Annotated in this window: 19 protein-coding genes; 9 read left to right on the plus strand and 10 right to left on the minus strand. The window is 63.3% G+C overall.

Annotation, left to right across the window (positions count from 1 at the left end):
* Window positions 1-211: 211 nt before the first annotated feature.
* From AC54AF_RS17915 to AC54AF_RS17930, 4 genes are all read right to left on the minus strand, one after another.
* Window positions 212-559, minus strand: a complete 348-nt coding sequence (locus AC54AF_RS17915; protein ID WP_496637616.1) for a type II toxin-antitoxin system RelE/ParE family toxin — start codon at window positions 557-559, stop codon at window positions 212-214.
* Window positions 546-833, minus strand: coding sequence for a type II toxin-antitoxin system Phd/YefM family antitoxin (locus AC54AF_RS17920; protein ID WP_496637617.1), 288 nt, complete (start codon window positions 831-833; stop codon window positions 546-548). Before AC54AF_RS17920 ends, AC54AF_RS17915 begins: the two co-directional genes overlap by 14 nt.
* Window positions 834-905: 72 nt before the next feature.
* The gene (locus AC54AF_RS17925; RefSeq protein ID WP_496637618.1) at window positions 906-1892 is read right to left on the minus strand and encodes a sensor domain-containing diguanylate cyclase; all 987 of its coding nucleotides are present in this window, start codon (window positions 1890-1892) and stop codon (window positions 906-908) included.
* Window positions 1893-1980: 88 nt separating this feature from the next.
* The gene (locus AC54AF_RS17930; RefSeq protein ID WP_496637619.1) at window positions 1981-2886 is read right to left on the minus strand and encodes a sensor histidine kinase; all 906 of its coding nucleotides are present in this window, start codon (window positions 2884-2886) and stop codon (window positions 1981-1983) included.
* Between the two features lie 256 nt (window positions 2887-3142).
* Between AC54AF_RS17930 and queE the strand changes: the two genes are divergently transcribed.
* From queE to AC54AF_RS17970, 8 genes are all read left to right on the plus strand, one after another.
* A complete protein-coding gene (gene queE, locus AC54AF_RS17935) occupies window positions 3143-3778 on the plus strand; it encodes a 7-carboxy-7-deazaguanine synthase (protein WP_496637620.1) in 636 nt (211 codons plus the stop codon).
* A gap of 20 nt (window positions 3779-3798) precedes the next feature.
* Complete coding sequence (queD, locus tag AC54AF_RS17940; protein WP_131686443.1) at window positions 3799-4245, plus strand: 6-carboxytetrahydropterin synthase QueD; 447 nt, start codon at window positions 3799-3801, stop codon at window positions 4243-4245.
* Window positions 4238-4750, plus strand: a complete 513-nt coding sequence (gene tadA / locus AC54AF_RS17945) for a tRNA adenosine(34) deaminase TadA (protein ID WP_496637621.1) — start codon at window positions 4238-4240, stop codon at window positions 4748-4750. The genes queD and tadA overlap by 8 nt, the downstream gene beginning before the upstream one ends.
* Window positions 4751-4933: 183 nt before the next feature.
* Window positions 4934-7297, plus strand: a complete 2364-nt coding sequence (locus tag AC54AF_RS17950; RefSeq protein WP_496637622.1) for a TonB-dependent hemoglobin/transferrin/lactoferrin family receptor — start codon at window positions 4934-4936, stop codon at window positions 7295-7297.
* Window positions 7298-7359: 62 nt separating this feature from the next.
* Window positions 7360-8514 carry a hemin-degrading factor gene (locus AC54AF_RS17955; protein ID WP_496637623.1) on the plus strand — a complete coding sequence of 385 codons (1155 nt, stop codon included), beginning with the start codon at window positions 7360-7362 and terminating at the stop codon, window positions 8512-8514.
* Window positions 8515-8666: 152 nt separating this feature from the next.
* On the plus strand, window positions 8667-9584 hold the full coding sequence (locus tag AC54AF_RS17960; RefSeq protein ID WP_131686447.1) for an alpha/beta fold hydrolase: 918 nt from the start codon (window positions 8667-8669) through the stop codon (window positions 9582-9584).
* 32 nt (window positions 9585-9616) lie between these two features.
* Complete coding sequence (gene ldcA, locus AC54AF_RS17965) at window positions 9617-10534, plus strand: muramoyltetrapeptide carboxypeptidase (RefSeq protein WP_496637624.1); 918 nt, start codon at window positions 9617-9619, stop codon at window positions 10532-10534.
* A 14-nt stretch (window positions 10535-10548) separates the two neighbouring features.
* Entirely contained in the window at window positions 10549-11727 is a 1179-nt protein-coding gene (locus AC54AF_RS17970) for a DUF418 domain-containing protein (RefSeq protein ID WP_496637625.1), read from the plus strand.
* On the opposite strand, the gene AC54AF_RS17975 is transcribed toward AC54AF_RS17970, so the two are convergent.
* Window positions 11724-12440 (minus strand): SOS response-associated peptidase, encoded by a 717-nt coding sequence (locus tag AC54AF_RS17975; RefSeq protein ID WP_496637626.1) that lies wholly within the window; start codon window positions 12438-12440, stop codon window positions 11724-11726. The genes AC54AF_RS17970 and AC54AF_RS17975 overlap by 4 nt on opposite strands.
* A gap of 145 nt (window positions 12441-12585) precedes the next feature.
* Here AC54AF_RS17975 and AC54AF_RS17980 point away from each other — a divergent pair, with 145 nt between their 5' ends.
* The gene (locus AC54AF_RS17980; RefSeq protein ID WP_496637627.1) at window positions 12586-12807 is read left to right on the plus strand and encodes a hypothetical protein; all 222 of its coding nucleotides are present in this window, start codon (window positions 12586-12588) and stop codon (window positions 12805-12807) included.
* A 6-nt stretch (window positions 12808-12813) separates the two neighbouring features.
* Here the strand turns inward: AC54AF_RS17980 and AC54AF_RS17985 are convergent, their stop codons facing one another.
* From AC54AF_RS17985 to AC54AF_RS18005, 5 genes are all read right to left on the minus strand, one after another.
* Window positions 12814-13059, minus strand: a complete 246-nt coding sequence (locus AC54AF_RS17985) for a hypothetical protein (protein ID WP_496637628.1) — start codon at window positions 13057-13059, stop codon at window positions 12814-12816.
* A gap of 73 nt (window positions 13060-13132) precedes the next feature.
* Complete coding sequence (locus tag AC54AF_RS17990) at window positions 13133-13438, minus strand: hypothetical protein (protein ID WP_496637629.1); 306 nt, start codon at window positions 13436-13438, stop codon at window positions 13133-13135.
* 237 nt (window positions 13439-13675) lie between these two features.
* The gene (locus AC54AF_RS17995) at window positions 13676-13882 is read right to left on the minus strand and encodes a hypothetical protein (protein ID WP_131686454.1); all 207 of its coding nucleotides are present in this window, start codon (window positions 13880-13882) and stop codon (window positions 13676-13678) included.
* Window positions 13883-13983: 101 nt separating this feature from the next.
* On the minus strand, window positions 13984-14553 hold the full coding sequence (mntP, locus tag AC54AF_RS18000; RefSeq protein WP_496637630.1) for a manganese efflux pump MntP: 570 nt from the start codon (window positions 14551-14553) through the stop codon (window positions 13984-13986).
* 182 nt (window positions 14554-14735) lie between these two features.
* Entirely contained in the window at window positions 14736-15590 is an 855-nt protein-coding gene (locus AC54AF_RS18005) for an undecaprenyl-diphosphate phosphatase (RefSeq protein WP_496637631.1), read from the minus strand.
* Between the last annotated feature and the right edge of the window lie 77 nt (window positions 15591-15667).

Raw genomic sequence — 15667 nt, forward strand, 5'->3', positions numbered from 1 at the left:
GACACGGGGGCTCCTTCTTTTCTTGGAATGTGGAAAGTGCAACGCCGCAGCATAGAATATTCGTGCCGCCCTGCATAGGGGCGAGATTAAGAGCTCCTAACAGAACCGTAGCGAGCGGCAGCAAGTTGTGGCCGAGACGCGCAACTGTGCTAGAGCACAGTGAGCATCGCAGGCCGCAAATTGCGACGCGCAGTAGGTTATGTTAGGGGCTCTAAAAGTCGGGCCGCAGGATGCGTGTCGTCAGATGCGTCAGGAAATCGCGCCGGGTCGGCAGGAACATGCGGATATAGACGATGCCGTGCGCACGGTCATGGTGGTAGACGACGCGGATGTCTTCGCACAGGCGTTGCCGCACATCCAAGCCGACTTCCCGGGCGGCCTCGATGGGGGCGCCGCTGTCGGGAAAGGCTTTCAGGTCAGTGAATAATTGCCGGAAGGCCAGGAGGAACTGCGCCTGGGCGGCGGCCGTATGGCGCGCCTGGAAGTCGCTGCGCAGTTCATTGAAATCGGCTGCGGCGCTGTTGAGCACGACGATGCGCGCCACTTCAAGCCTGGTCAAGGCCGGCCAGGAAGTCCTCTTCGGACACCACGTCGCCGCGCGCGATTTCCTGGTTGCCCATGGCGATCAGCTTCATGAATGCGTGCTGTTCCTGCATCTGCCGCGCCTGCCGCTTGCCTTCCTGATACGCGTGCATGGACAGCACGACCATCTTCGCTTCGCCATTTTGCGTGATGATGATGGGTTCGTCCTGGCCTGCGTCGAAGCCGTTGACGATTTCCGTCGTATTGGCCTTCAGGTAGGAAATCGGCTTGATGCGTTCCTTGAAGTTCATGGCGGCCCCAAATGAGAAAAATACTGCGACAGGACCAAATATACACCAAATTTGGTCTTGCTTCCTTGTTGCTTATGTGAGCGTCGTTTCCGGCAGGCTGATGCGGTTGCGGCCCAGGTGCTTGGCGCGGTACAGGGCGCAGTCGGCCGTGTGGATCAGTTGTCCCAGTTGCGTGCCGGGACCGGGCAGGGCCGTGGCGGCGCCGATGCTGACGGTGACGCAGGCGCCGTCGGGACGCTTGCGCGGCAGTTGCAGCCGCTCCACGCGCTGGCGGATGCGTTCGGCCACGATGGCCGCGCCCTTGAGCGACTGGTTCGGCAGGATGACGGCAAATTCTTCGCCGCCATAGCGGGCCACCAAGTCGTTCGCGCGCATTTCGCTGGCCACGGCGCCGGCCACCTTGCGCAGGCACAGGTCGCCGCCCTGGTGGCCGTGGCTGTCGTTGTATTCCTTGAAATTGTCGACATCGACCATCAGCAGCGACAGGGGCTGGCCCTGCCGCTGGGCGCGCTGCCACTCGGCCAGCATGGTGTCGTCGAAGCAGCGTCGGTTTGCCAGGCCCGTCAGGCCATCGCGCGTGGCCAGGCGTTCCAGTTCCACGTGCGCGCGTTTTTCCTCCGTCATGTCGCGCAGGGTTTCCACCACGGCGATCAATTCGCCGTGGTTGCCATAGATGGGGCTGGCATCGACGGCCAGGTAGCGCCGTCGCCCCGTGCGCGGCATGTCGCACCAGTTCTCCGCGCACAGATTGCTGCCTGTGCTGCCGCGGTATTGCTGTTGCGCGTGCAGCGCGCGCATGTCGCCGCCGCGCCCGGCCAGCAGCAGGTCGGCCAGGGTGGGGCGCTCGTCATTGTAGAAGCAGCGGCCCGGCTCGCGCGTGCGCAGCACTTCTGCCGCCGGCACGCCCGTCAGTTGCTCGCAGGCGCGGTTCCAGATCATCACATGGCCATGCACGTCGAGGACAAAGGTGGGCACCACCAGCAATTCCATCATCTTGACGGCGAAACCCTGGGCTTCATCGCAGGGCGATGTGCTGGCATGTGCATGGCTATCCGGCATGTAAGCATCCTTCTTGGGGTGAATGGGGCTGGCTCGCTGGCCATGATGCAGCGTGGAGAAGCGATGGTGTTGATATTGAGCAATATTTTCAGCGATGCACCATCGCCTCATCATCGCCTCCTGGCAGTGGCAGTGGCAGCGACAGGTGCAAGGTGGTGCCGGCGCCGCTGTGGCTTTCGATGTGCAGGCTGCCGCCGGCGGCAGCCACGCGCTCATGCATGCCGGACAGGCCGCAGCCGAGGCGCGGCGGCGAGCCCGACAGCCCGACGCCATCGTCGCTGATGCGGCATGCCAGGGTGGTTCCCGCTTGCTGCAGGCTCAGCGAGACATGCGTGGCGCGCGCATGGCGGGCGATGTTCGCCAGCGCTTCCTGCAGCGCGTGATACAGCAGGGGGCCATGCGCGCTGCCGGCGGCGGCGTCGAGCCGGTAATCGCAGCTGCAATCGATGCCCGTGGTGCGCCTGAAGTCTGCCAGCAGCCCGTCGCACGCCGCTTGCAAGCCGGCGTCGAGGGCGGGTGGGCGCAAGTCATGGATGACGCAGCGCAGCGCCGCGATGCTGAGGTCGACATTGCGCGCCATCATGGCCAGTTGCCGCGCCAGCAAGGGCGCCGCGTCATGCGTGCTGGTCTGCAGCATGGCCAGGTCGATTTTCAGGGTCAGCAGATGCTGGCCCAGGTCATCGTGGATGTCGCGCCCGATGCGCAGGCGTTCCTGTGCGCGCGCCTTGTGCTGCTCGCCGGCCAGGCGCGCCTGCTCGGCCTGCGCGCGCAGCTGTTCCAGCGCCTGCAGGCGCAGCGCCAGGCGGTGCTGGCGCCACAGCAGCAGGGCCAGCGCACCGAGCAGGATGGCACAGGCCAGCATCAAGGGGGAGGGCGTGCCAGCCGGCGGTAGCGTCCCGGCGGCATGGCTGGCGTGCACGCAAGCGAGTGCGGCAGCCGCCAGGCAGGCCAGAATACTCAGGCGGTACGGCATGCGTAGCCAGCGTTGCATCATTTCCTCGCTCCAAAAATATTTTCCAACGGGCAATGTTATTACAGAAAATATATTAACTTGGGGCTATTTATATTGTCTAAACGCAAAAGCTGCGCTGTTATGTTTGCCAGTGTCGCTTTCTTGGCCCTCGATGCCGCAGCGGCAGGTGGCGGGCACGGCATTTGCACGGGAAGTGTCTTGGCGGCATATAATAGAGGGTTGTCAATCGGCTTTTGCGGTGACGGCGCATTGCGCCAGCCAGCTCTTAGGAAATACAGTGACTTATAGCATCAAAGAGATTTTTTACACTCTGCAGGGCGAAGGCGCGCATGCAGGCCGTCCGGCCGTGTTTTGCCGCTTTTCCGGCTGCAACCTGTGGACGGGCCGCGAAAGCGACCGCGCCACGGCCGTGTGCCAATTCTGCGACACGGATTTCGTCGGCACGGATGGCGAACTGGGCGGCAAGTTCAAGACGCCGCAGGAACTGGCCACCTTGATCGACAGCCTGTGGCCGGCCAGCTACGCGCCGAGCAAATACGTGGTGTTTACGGGCGGCGAGCCGCTGCTGCAACTGGACACGGCCCTGATCGACGCTATGCATGCCGTGGGCTTTACCATCGCCATCGAAACGAATGGCACCTTGCCCGTGCCGGCCGGCGTGGACTGGATCTGCGTCAGCCCGAAGATGGGCTCCACCCTGGTCGTGCACAAGGGTAACGAAATCAAGGTGGTCATTCCCCAGTTCCAGCAAGACCTGGCCGCCTACGAGCAACTGGACTTCGAGAACTTCTTCGTGCAGGCGATGGACGGCCCTCTGGCCGCGCATAACATGCAGCTGGCCATCGAGACGTGCAAAAGCAACCCGAAGTGGAAGCTGAGCCTGCAAACCCATAAACTCCTGCAAATCCCTTAAATAATAGTATTCACAATAATATGCTGACTATCACACGCAAGCTCGAATTCGACGCGGGCCACCGCATTCCCGACCACAAAAGCCAGTGCCGCAACCTGCACGGCCACCGCTACACGGTGGAAATCACCCTGGTCGGCAAGGTCATCGAAGCGGAAGGCAATTCCGACAATGGCATGATCATGGACTTTTCCGACGTGAAAACCCTGGCCAAGCAGCACCTGGTCGACGTGTGGGACCACGCCTTCCTCGTCTACGAAAAAGATACGGCCGTGCGCGACTTCCTGGCCAGCTTGCCCGACCATAAAACCGTCGTCATCGACCGCATCCCGACCGTGGAAAACCTGGCGCGCATCGCCTTCGAGATCCTCAAGGCCGCTTTCAAGGACCATTTCGGCACCGGCTTGCACTTGCATAAGCTGGTGCTGCATGAAACGCCGAATTGCTGGGCAGAAGTAACCGATGACTGAAACGCAGGCTGGCGCGCAGGACGCGCGCTACATGCAGCTGGCGCTGGAGCAGGCCCAGCACGCGTGGGACCTGGGCGAAGTGCCCGTCGGCGCCGTCGTCGTCAAGGATGGCGAAGTCATCGCCGTGGGCTACAATCAGCCCATCGGCCGCCACGACCCGACGGCGCACGCGGAAGTGATGGCCTTGCGCGCGGCCGCTGAAAAGCTGGGTAACTACCGCTTGCCCGGCTGCGAGCTGTATGTGACGCTGGAACCGTGCGTGATGTGCTCGGGCGCCATGCTGCATGCGCGCCTGTCGCGCGTGGTGTACGGCGCGGGCGATCCGAAGACGGGCGCCTGCGGTTCCGTGCTGAACCTGTTCGAGCAGCCGGCGCTGAATCACCAGACGGCGACCGTTGGCGGCGTGCTGGCCGACGAGTGCGGCGCCTTCCTCAAGCGCTTCTTTGCCGAGCGCCGCCGCGCGCAGGCGCAAGCGCGCAAGCTGGCCCATCCTTCGGCCTGTTAGCCATGCCAGCCATCGCGGCTGGCATTTTTACAATTGTTGCGCAATAACATCTGTCTAGACTACTTTGTCATTCTCAAATGAGAATGATTCGTGTTACAGTGTTGTTTTCGCCAGCAAACTTTCCTTGCGCATCGTTATCGATCCGGGTTCAAGAGCCAGCTTTTACTCTTAGACCGGATCATCATGACTACTGTGCCTATGCAGCGCTTCGCTGCCCCCGTTGTTCCTGCCTCCCAACTGCCTGTCCGCCGCCACAACCTGGTGCTGCGCGCCGCCTTGCTGGGCCTGTTTGCAGCGCCGCTGCTGCCTGCCGTCGCGCAAACGGCCCCCATCAACGCTGGCACGGCCGCCCAGGAACCGGCCAAGCTACCAGTCTTCCCGGAAATCGTCGTCAACGCCAAGCAGGATTACGAGCGCCGCGCCGGCACCAGGACGGTCATTACCAGCGACGACCTGGAGCGCCGTGGCGTGACGGACATGGCAGGCATCGTGCGCTACCAGCCGCTGATCAGCACGCCAATGGCGGCATCGGGCGGCGGCAGCGTGTGGGATGGTTCGGGCAACACCGGCTATAACATCCGTGGCCTGGAAGGCAACCGGGTCAGCCTGGACGTCGATGGCATTTCCCTGCCGGATGCGGCGCCGAAGCCCGATGGCACCACCCTGAACGCCTTCGGCACGGGCCGTGACTATTTCGATCCTGAAACCTTCCGCGAAGTGCGCATCGATTCGGGCACGACGGGCGTCAGCGGCGCCAATCCGGGCCTGGGCGGCGGCGTGGCCTTCATCACCAAGTCGCCCGAGGATTACCTGGGCGACGGGCAGGACCATTACGTGGCGTATAAATACGGCCGCGCCACGGCCGACCGCAGCAATGCGCACACGCTGACGGGTGCCGCCAAGCTCGGCGCCAGTCTGCAAGGGCTGGCCGTGTATGTGCACCGCGACGGCGAACAGACGGGCAGCCGCGGCAGCACCCCCGTCAATCCCGACGACTGGCATTCGAACGCCTTGCTGTCCAAGCTGGTGTGGGCCTTGCCGGGTGAACAAAAGCTGGACTTGACGGTCGACATGTTCGAACGCAAGAACAAACGCGATCTGCGCAACAAGGTCAGCACGTATTATCCGACGGGCGTGCAGCAGGATTCCACCACCAGGCGCACGCGCGTCAGCCTGGGCCACGATGTGGCACTGAAAGACTTCGCCCTGTTCGACCGCCTGACGTCGAAAGTGTATCTGCAGAATGCGAAAATCGATGACAAGACGCAAGGCCGCTACACGTTTGGCAGCCCGTCCCAGCGTACCATAGCCACCAGCTTCAAGAATGACAGCATCGGCCTGAGCTCGGAAGCGTTCAAGCAGCTCAACGCCGACAACGCGCTGCTGTACGGCGTGCAACTGGAACAGGCGCAATCGCGCCGTCCATGGGTGGAAGACCGCACCATCATCGCCACAGGTGTGCACCAGATCACACGCAAGAACCGCATGGCCGACATGGACACGACCAAGCTGGCCGTGTATGTGCGCGACGACCTCAGCTTTAATCTTGCTGGCAAGAAAGCCGTGCTGACGCCGGGCCTGCGCGCCGACTACCGCAAGCTGGAGCCGAAAAACCTGCAAAACTACGTGATCGCCGTGCCCAGCGCGGCCAAGGAAGTGCGCAAGGATAGCGACACCTATTTCACGCCCAGCCTGAGCTTGTCCGTGGAAGTGTTGCCGCAAATGCATGCCTATGCCACCGTGACGCGCGGCACGCGCTTGCCGACGGCGGCCGAGCGCACGGGCACCTATGATTCCTTCAGCTATACGGGCGCGGGTACGGGCTATGCCGTGCTGGGCAATGCGAACTTGCGCAAGGAAACCAGCCAGGCCTATGAGCTGGGCTTGAAGGGCGACATCGTCAAGGGCTTGAGCATGCACGCCTCCGTCTACCAGACGGAATACAAGGACATGATCGAGTATGTGGCGCAGGAAGATGATCCGGTGAACTATCCGACCATCGTGCAGGGCCTGTTCCGTCCGGAAAACATCGGCAATGCCCGTACCTGGGGTGGCGAGCTGAGCCTGCGCGCGGAGCTGGGCGCCTGGTCGCCCGCGATGCAGGGCTACCGCGTCGACCTGGCCACGGGCGTGGCCAAGGGCCGTTCCTTCAATACCCGGACGGGCGAGAGCGGCGGCCTGGCCTCGGTGGCGCCGGCCAAGACGGCGCTGACTTTCGGCTACGACCATAGCAACAATTTGTTCGGCCTGGAGCTGACGGCCTTGCATGCAGGCGAGAAACAGGCGCCGAACGACTTGCTGATGGGTACGACCGCGCCGCGCTTCACCGTGCCGTCGTACACCATCTTCGACCTGGCGACCTACTGGAATGTGCACAAGAACGCGAAGATCATCGTCGGCGTGTACAACTTGACGGATCGCAAGTACTGGGATTACGCCGCCGCGCGCAGCCTGTCCGCCGGCACCACGGTGGCTACCCGCGCCGAGATCGAGCGCTACGCCAAGCCGGGCCGGAACGTCGCCGCCAGCCTCAGCGTGAACTTCTAAATTTTTACCGGGGAGGGGTGCTTGCCCCTCTTTTTTTCCATGTTTGATTGAATGGTCTCTCTATGAAGTTATCCAAACTCGTTCTATCCCTGCTAGGCAGCCTGCTGATTGCAAACGCATACGCGGCCCCAGCCACCCTGGCGGAACGCTGGTCCACCTTGCGCACGGAGCAGCCGAAGCTGCAGATCCGCGACGCGGCGCGCGCGCTGGGTGTGTCCGAAGCGCAATTGCTGGCAACCAATATCGGCAAGGGCGTCACGCGCCTGCAGGCGGACGGTAACCAGCCGCGCGAAATCATGCGCGCCGCGCTGGACCTGGGCATCGTGCAAGCGATCACGCGCAATGAAAACGGCGTTATCGAAACGACGGGCGTCGCCAGCAAGTTCAAGCAGGCGGGCGATAAATCCGAGCAGGCCGATGCCAAGGACCCGGAAACGCAGGCGCGCCAGCGCAATATCGCCGGCGGCTACCTGGGCGGCCAGATCGACCTGCGTTTCCACTTTGAACACTGGAAATACGCATTTGCCGTGGAACAGGCAGGCCGCGATGGCAAGCCGACGCGCAGCCTGCAGTTTTTTGACGCCAACGGCACGGCCGTGCACAAGATCTATTTGCGCAATGAGCCGGGCGTGGCCGTCTACGATAAATTGGTGGCGACCTTCCGTCTGCCACAGCAAAGTGCGGAGCTGAACGTGCTGGCCGTGGCGCCGAAAGCGGCGGAAAAACCGGATGCCGAGATCGACGTCAAGGAATTCCAGCTGGCCTGGAAAGACATGACGGACGTGCACCAGTTTGCGCAAATCATGCGCGAATTCCACTTGACGCGCGAACAGGCGCTGCGCCTGGCGCCAGCCGGCGTGGTCGAGCGCGTGACGCCGCAAGCGCTGCGCACCTTGCTGGAAAACGCAGCGAAGGACAAGGTCGCCATCATGGTGTTCCTGGGCAATGACGGCTTGACGCAGATCTACAGCGGCAAGATCGGGAAAACCATGGCCGCCGGCGGCTTCTTCAATGTGCTGGACCCGGACTTCAACCTGCACATCCGCGACACGGCCCTGCGCAGCGGCTGGGTCGTCAAGCGCGGCGGCGTCACCTCGGTCGAGTTCTTCGACAACGACGGCACGCAAGTGGTCTCCTTCTTCGGCGTGCGCGAACGGGGCAAGCCGCAGCCGCAAAGCTGGGTGGACCTGGCCGATTCCTTGCCAAAAGCCAAGTAAGTAGCAGCACCGTTGCCGCCCGGCGTACCGGCGCGGCAACACTTCAGATGGACTTCCGCATGAGTCATGATGGCAAGATCACAATAGTGGTATGCTGACTCCATGGCCGCAGCGATCGTGCCTGCGTGCTGGTTCCTGGAAGAGAGGCAATCATGGCAACCATCATGGCGAACGGCCTCAACATAGCTTATGAGAGCCACGGCGACCCCAACGATCCGTGCGTGCTGCTGGTCATGGGGCTGGGCATGCAACTGATCGCCTGGCCGGCGGAATTCGTCGATGGCATCGTCGAGCAAGGGTTTCGCGTCTTGCGTTTCGACAACCGCGATAGCGGTCTGTCGAGCAAGATGGCGCTGGCGGGCAAACCCTATTTGCCGCTGGCCTACGTGAAAAACCTCGTCGGCTGGCCCCTCAAGACTTCCTACACCCTTGATGACATGGCCGAAGACGCGCTGGGCTTGCTGGCGGCCCTGCGCATTGCCCAGGCGCACGTGATCGGCGTGTCGATGGGCGGCATGATCGCGCAAGTGATGGCGGCGCGCGCGCCGCAGCAAGTGCTCAGCCTGACCTCCATCATGTCGAGCAGCGGCCGGCGCGGCTTGCCCGGCCCCACGCGGGCCGCGCGCAACGCTTTATTGCAACGGCCGAAACGCAATGCCAGCCGGGCCGAACTGATGGCGCACATGGCGTCCACCGTGCGCGTCATCGGCAGTCCCGCCTATCCCGTCTCGGAAAAACTGCTGTACCAGCGCATCGAAGCGGCGTTGCAGCGCGGCAGTTGCCCGGAAGGCGTGGCGCGGCAAATGGTGGCCATTGCCGCCTCGGGCGAGCGTACGGCCTTGCTGCCGAGCATCAGCTGCCCGGCGCTGGTGATCCATGGCGCGGCCGACCCCCTGATACCCGTCGCCTGCGGCATCGACACGGCGGCGCTGATCCCGGGCGCCCGGCTGGAAGTGATCGAAGGCATGGGGCACGACATGCCGCCCCAGCTGATCGAGCGCCTGCTCGCCTTGATCGATGTGCATCTGCAAGGTAAGATGGCGCCCCAGATGCGCTCCCAGCCAGCCTAGGCGCGCCCACCACTTGACTAGCCAGGCATATTTTGAAAACACCTGAGATTGGCATCGCCATCGTCGCGCCGGGCGGCTATGCGCCCGACGAGGCGGCCTTGGCGCGCGGCATCGCCCGCTTGCAGGCGCAAGGCGCCACCGTCCATAATTACTACAAGCACGACCACATATTCCAGCGCTTCGGCGGCACGGATGCGGGCCGTCTGGCGCAGCTGAACGCGGCGGCAGCCGACCCGGACGTGCAGGTGGTGATCGCCTTGCGCGGCAGCTACGGCCTCAGCCGCATCCTGCCCGACATCGACTTTACTGCCATGGCCGCCAGCGGCAAACTGTTTGTCGGCTACAGCGATTTCACGGCTTTCCACATGGGCTTGCTGGCAAAAACGGGCCGCGCCAGCTTTGCCGGCCCCATGCTCTGCGACGATTTCATCCGCGACGAGCCCGAACAATTTACGCTCGACCAGCTCTGGTCGTGCCTGGCAGGCCCCACGCACACTGTGACGGGCACGGCAGCGGGCAATCCGCAGGTCGAGGTCACGGGAACATTGTGGGGTGGCAACCTGGCCATGCTGGTCCATCTGCTGGGCACGCCGTATTTCCCGCAGGTCGACGGCGGCATTTTGTTCCTGGAAGACGTCAACGAGCACCCGTACCGGGTCGAGCGCATGCTGCTGCAATTGCTGTACGCGGGTATCATTGGCCGCCAGCAAGCGGTGGTGCTCGGTGATTTTTCCGGCTATAAATTGAGCCCGATGGATAACGGCTATGATGTTGACGCCATGCTGGCCTACGTGCGCCAGCGCTTGCCCGTGCCCGTGCTGACGGGACTCGAATTCGGCCACGTCCGCCGCCGGGTCACCTTGCCGTTCGGCGGCCAGGCGCGGCTGCAATCGGATGCGTCCGGCTTCAGCCTGCAGGTGGGCGACTATCCCACCCTGGCGCGTCCCTGAACGCCCTGAACTCCATGTCCGCCAAGCCCGGCAGATTGCTGCAGCTCGACGTGCTGCGCGGCATCGCCGTGTTCGGCATCCTGCTGGTGAATATCTGGGGCTTTGCCTGGGGCACGATTTCCTTGCGCTACGGCACCTTGCCGGCGCAGCCGCCCGTGCTCGACCAGCTGGTCATTTTTTTTGTCGCGGCGCTGGCGCAATTCAAGTTCTATCCCATCTTCGCGTTTTTGTTCGGCGCCGGTTTTGCCTTGCAGACACGTTCCTTGCAGCGTCAGCTGGGCAGCCGGGAGCTGGCGCAAGCGGCCTACCGGCGCCGTTTGCGCTGGCTGATGGCCTTCGGCTTGCTGCACGGTTTCCTCATCTGGAGCGGCGATGTGCTGACCTCGTATGCGGTGGCCGGCATGCTGATCGTGCCCCTGGCATTTTCCAGGCTCAGCCGCGTGCGCAACCGCGCCTGGCTGGTGGCGGCCGGCTTTCTATTATTCATGTGTCTGTTGATCCCTGTGGGCCAGCAGGGCGGCGCGCCGGACATCGCGCGCGACCTGCAAGGCTTTGCGGAGCGTTACGCCACCTACACGCAAGGTGGCGCATGGGCCGTGGCCAGGCTGCGCGCCAACGATTTCCTCGTCTCTTTGCTGTACGCCGCCGTCATGCTGCCGCATATCATCGTGTTGTTCCTGCTGGGCATCTTGTCCGTACGCTGCGGTTGGCTGACGCAGCCGCAGCGCCACCAGCGCCTGTGGCGCCGCGTGTGTGCCGTGGGGCTGGGCATGGGCTTGCCGTTCAACCTGCTGGCGGCGGGGGCCATCGCGTGGCAGGTGGCCGATCCGTATCAGCAAGTGTTCGATACGGCCCTGTTCGAAGTGGGCCTGTTCGCCGGCGGCCCCGTGCTGGCGGCCGGCTACGTGGCCGCGCTGATGCTGGCCGGTCAATTCATGCTGCGCTGGCTCGGCGCATGGCTGGCGCCCGTGGGACGCATGGCGCTGAGCAATTATCTGCTGCAATCGCTGATCGGCACCTGGCTGTTGCAGGGGCCGGGCCTGGGCTGGGGAGCCACGCTGCGTCCGGCCGAGATGCTGGGCCTGGCCGTACTGATCATGGCGGGGCAGGTGCTGCTCAGCCACTACTGGCTGCAGACCTTCCGCCAGGGGCCGATGGAAGCGCTGTGGCGCCGGCTGGCGCGATTGCCTTAATCCTTTCCCCAGTCAAACGTGGCTTGCGCCGCGGCCGGCGGTGGCGGCTTGGGTTTGGCAGACGGCACCAGTGGATTATCGACGGCATGCCACTCGAACTGTTCCACGTCCAACATGCAGGTGCGCGCCAGGTGCAGCGCTTGCTCGGCAGTGAGCGTGGGGTCGAGCCAGCGGTGCGCGTCTTCCAGGCTGACGGCAACGGGGCGGCGGTCGTGGAGATCGACCATGCCGCCCAGGCTGTCGGCCGTCACCAGCACGAAGCCGGCTTCCTCCCGATTCACCTTGTAGTGACCGAACTGGGCCAGCGCCAGCAGGAACAGGCGCGCGCGATCCTTGCGATGGATGTGCCACGGCTGCCTGCTGCCTTTCTCTCCCGTCCATTCATACCAGCCGGAAACGCTGACGATGCCGCGCCCCGCGCGCAGCAAGGGCTTCCAGTAGGCGCCGGCCAGTTTTTCCAGGCGGGCATTGATGGCGATGGGGATTTTCTTCTTGCCTGGGGCGGGCACGGCTTGGGCGGCCCAGGCGGGCCGGTAGCCCCAGAAGACGTCGTCGACGCGGCGCACGCCATCCTGGATATGCAGCACGGGCCGGCAAGTGCCGGGCGACACGTTCAGGTGCGGCTCGGCCTCGCTGTCGAGCACCGCGCCGGTCCAGCCGAAAGATGACGCCAGCACGCGCGCCGTGTCATTTTGATCGAATCGTCCACACATGGCGAAATCATACCCGATCACCGGGTGCCGCGCGGGCAGGCGCGCGCGTACTTTCTGTGTGTGGTCAAACGTACAGACTGCGGGCGGCAGGTGGAGCACAGTGGAGACCAGTCAGCTTCCTGACGCTTCTTGCACCGGAGGAATTATGTCGTTTGAAAATCCCACTATCCACAAAGGCTTTACCATCAGCGCCACGGCCAGCCAGCGCCGCGATGGCCGCTGGGTCGGCTCGTACATCAGCCAGAACCAGGCGTGCGGGGCGTATGCGGACACTTGCGACTATGACGATTGCAGCAATGAAAAAGAAGCGCAACAACTGGCGCTATCCATCGGCTGGAGCCTGGCCGATGGCGTGCCGGCGGGCTGAGTGGCCTTAGCGCTTGCGCCGCAGGGCCAGCAGCAGGCCAAGCAAGGGAAAGAGCAGGGCCGTGCCCAGCCGTACGGAGGTCAGGGAAGCGGTCTCCACGCCCAGCACATGGGGCAAGGCCAACAGCAACAGGGGCGCGGGTACGGCAGTGGCGAAGAAAAACAGGTACCACGAGTAACCATTTCTCTTGGCCAGCAAGGCGACCAGCGCGCAACCGACCAGAAACACCAGCGGTAAATTCACAAATTCCATGGTGTTGAGTTTTCATCCGGGAAAGCGCGTCATTATACGCATGCCCCAGGGTGGCCGGATGGGCTTGCCAGCATCAATTGCCAACGAAATCCGGCGGCTGCTGCACCTGCTTTCCGGCGAGCGGCGTATCGGCCGGCAGCAACGCCTTGATGGCGCCGTTGTAGATGAGTTCCTGGGCATACGCCGACGCCTCGATCAAGGCCGCATGCACGGACTTGAAACTGCTCGGTGTTTCAATCAGCACGGGCTTGGCGTACACCTGCAGCGTATCGCCGCGCTTGCTGATCAAAATCATGCCCCGGTAGCGCCCATCCTTCTCCAGCGCCCCCGCCACATGAAATTCGTAGCCCCTGATCTGGTGTTTTTGTTCCTGATCCATGTCTCCCGCCTCCAGACCTGATTGTCGTGGCCCAGACCTTTTTACGCGTATCGAACAGCTGAGTAATTGATCTCGCTCAATACTCAAATTCTTGACGACGGTCCAACGCACGTTACGACGGCTGCTGCAAGCGTAGCGAGCGGAGGGGATGTGTGGCTGAGAAGCGCAACCTCACTTTGGTGCGGTGAGCATCGCCAGCCGCAAAGCCCCCCGCGCAGTAGCTTGCTGCAGCCGTCATCACCCAGCGCGAATGGCGCGGATCTGTTGGGCTGTTTCCTCGATCTCCCGATACGCTTCCTGGATATAGCCATTGACCGGATGCGCATCCATCCACTCGAAATAGGCGCGCTCGTCGTGTTTGATGGCAAAAGGGACGTGGTGGTCGCGTATCGACTCGGCCGTTTCGCGCACCAGCGCGGCAAAAAGCAGCTCAAGAGTTTCCATGGTGGTCACCTTGCAAGACAGGAATGCAGAGCATTGAATGTAGCACAAAGCGCGTCCGTGCCCACGCCGGTGGGCGTGGCGTGCGCGGGCCTTGCCAGGCCTCAGGCCGGATGGCCGATATGCTCGTACAGGATTGCGCAGCCGATGACGATCAGCACCAGGCCGCCCACCAGCTCGGCGCGCCTGCCCGCTACCGTGCCCAGCACGCGGCCCAGCATCACGCCCAGGGTGACCATGACGAAGGTGGAAAAGCCGATAGCGGCCGCCGTGACGACAATATTTGCGCCCAACAAGGCCAGGCCCGCGCCCACCACCATGGCGTCGATGCTGGTGGCCAAGCCCGTCACGGCCAGCACCCAGAACGAGTGCGACTGCGCTGGCGCTTCCTCCTCGTCGCTATCGCTGAGGGCATTGCGTATCATCAGCAAGCCGATGATGCCCAGCAGGCTGAAGGCGATCCAGTGGTCCCACGCTTCCACGTAGGGCGCGGCCACGCTGCCCAGGGCCCAGCCGATGATGGGCGTGATGGCTTCGATGACGCCAAAGATCAGGCCCGTGCGCAGCGCCTCGCGCCATTGCGGCTTGTGCAGGGCGGCGCCCTTGCCCACGGCCGCCGCGAAGGCATCGGTGGACATGGCAAGCGAGAGGGCGGCGGTAGCGGCGAAATTCATCGTTGGCTTTCTGTGGAACCTGGCTGGATGATAGTTAACTCAATAACGCCTAAGAAAACCGTAGCGAGCGGGAGGGAGTTGCGGCCGAGAAGCGCAACTGTACGAAGGTGCAGTGAGCATCGCAGGCCGTAAATCACGACGCGCAGCAGGTTTTATAGGTGTTCAACGTAAACCCGGCGATTTTACCCTACGTACAGCACCACCAACGAGGCCAGCAGGCAATAGGCGCCAAAGAAATGCCAGCGCCCCTGTTCCAGCCAGCGCGACAGCCAGCGCAGGGCCAGCAAGCCGGCCAGGAATGAGAGCAGCATGCCCAGCAGGCTGGGGCCGAGCAGGTGCAACACGCTGTTGCCGTGTTCCAGATGGTCGAGGCTGCCATTTGCCACGGCCTGGTAGAAGCGCCAGCCTTCCTTGACCAGCACGGCGGGCGTCAGCACGACGGCCAGGGCAAAGCTGAATTCCTCGGCGCGGCGCTGCGGCACGCCCATTGCGATGCCCGTTGAAATGGTGGCGCCCGAGCGGGAAAAGCCGCGCAAGGGCAGGCAAAGACCCTGCACGGCGCCGATCAGCATCGCTTTGCCGATGGACAAGGTGCCATGCTGGCGCGCTTGCAGGCGCGACGACACAATGATCAGCACGCCGGCGGCGGCCAGCGCGGCGGCCATCAGTGTCGCGTTGCCAAACAGGTGCTCGATTTCAAAGCCGGGCGCATCCTTGCTCATGACGTGCGTAATGCCTTTCAGCAAGCCAAAGCCGACGATGCCCGTCAGGGCCGTGGCGCCAGCGAGCAGCAGCACATTGCTGCGGAAGGCGCTGGCCGAACTGAAATACGTGGCGCGCCAGGATGCCCAGAAATACACGATGACGGCGAACATGGTGCCCGTGTGCAGCATCACCAGCAGCATGGTCAGCTCCGGCGAGGTGGGATCGAGACCCATCAGTTTCTCCGCCATGATGACGTGGGCGGAGCTGGACACGGGCAGCAGCTCGGCAAAGCCCTGGACGATGGAAAGGATTAATAATTGCAAAAAGCTCATGGGTATCTGGACTCGGGCGGGAAAAGCAGGGCCGCCGATTCTACCCGCCCGATCTTGCGGACGGGCCCCTTGCAAGA

This window comes from Janthinobacterium sp. JF4 (genome assembly GCF_059617925.1).